The sequence below is a fragment of the Pseudomonas sp. NPDC088885 genome, assembly GCF_044750025.1.
GTDB lineage: Bacteria > Pseudomonadota > Gammaproteobacteria > Pseudomonadales > Pseudomonadaceae > Aquipseudomonas > Aquipseudomonas rustica.
In genome coordinates this window covers 1-1,166 of sequence record NZ_JBIVJB010000027.1, presented here as the reverse complement: position 1 = coordinate 1,166, position 1,166 = coordinate 1, and the positions used below count along the sequence as shown (strand labels likewise).

At 62.6% G+C, this 1,166-nt stretch carries 1 protein-coding gene; it reads left to right on the top strand.

The genetic code is table 11. From position 1 onward, the window contains the following. Positions 1 to 2: 2 nt before the first annotated feature. The coding region (locus tag ACIP1X_RS13735) for a 3-methyl-2-oxobutanoate dehydrogenase (2-methylpropanoyl-transferring) subunit alpha (protein WP_400752788.1) at positions 3 to 1,166 on the top strand (1,164 nt) is incomplete at its 3' end.

Here is a 1,166-nt window from a genome sequence, read left to right as displayed (position 1 = left end):
CGCTGCGTCTGCACGTCCCTGAACCCTCGGGCCGTCCAGGCTGCAAAACCGATTTTTCCTACCTGCATCTGACCGATGCCGGTACGGTGCGCAAACCTTCCATCGACGTCGAACCTGCCGACACCGCCGACCTGGCGCGTGGGCTGATTCGCGTGCTCGACGATCAGGGCAACGCCCTCGGCCCTTGGGCTGAAAACGTTCCGGTCGAGATCCTGCGCAAAGGCATGCGCGCCATGCTCAAGACGCGCATCTACGACAACCGCATGGTCGTCGCCCAGCGTCAGAAAAAGATGTCGTTCTACATGCAGAGCCTTGGCGAAGAAGCCATTGGCAGTGCTCAGGCGTTGGCCCTGAACATCGACGACATGTGCTTTCCGACCTATCGTCAGCAAAGCATTCTGATGGCCCGCGAAGTGCCACTGGTCGACCTGATCTGCCAACTGCTGTCCAACGAGCGCGATCCGCTCAAGGGCCGGCAGTTGCCGATCATGTACTCGGTCAAAGAGGCGGGGTTCTTTACCATCTCCGGCAACCTTGCGACCCAGTTTATTCAAGCGGTCGGCTGGGGCATGGCTTCGGCGATCAAGGGCGACACCAAAATCGCCTCGGCGTGGATCGGTGACGGCGCGACCGCCGAATCGGATTTCCACACCGCCCTCACCTTCGCTCACGTTTACCGCGCGCCGGTGATCCTCAACGTGGTCAACAACCAGTGGGCGATTTCGACCTTCCAGGCCATCGCCGGTGGTGAAGCCACTACTTTCGCCGGACGCGGCGTCGGTTGCGGCATCGCCTCGCTGCGCGTCGATGGCAACGACTTCTACGCGGTTTACGCCACTTCTGCCTGGGCTGCCGAACGCGCCCGCCGCAACCTCGGCCCGACCATGATTGAATGGGTCACCTACCGCGCCGGCCCGCACTCGACCTCCGACGACCCATCGAAATACCGTCCTGCCGATGACTGGAGCCACTTCCCGCTCGGCGACCCGATCGCTCGCCTGAAACAGCACCTGATCAAGGTCGGCCATTGGTCGGACGAAGAGCACGCCGCCGTCAGCGCCGAGCTCGAAGCCGAGGTGATTGCCGCGCAGAAACAGGCCGAACAGTACGGCACCCTCGCCGGCGGCCAGATTCCAAGCGCCGCGACCATGTTCGAAGACGTCTAC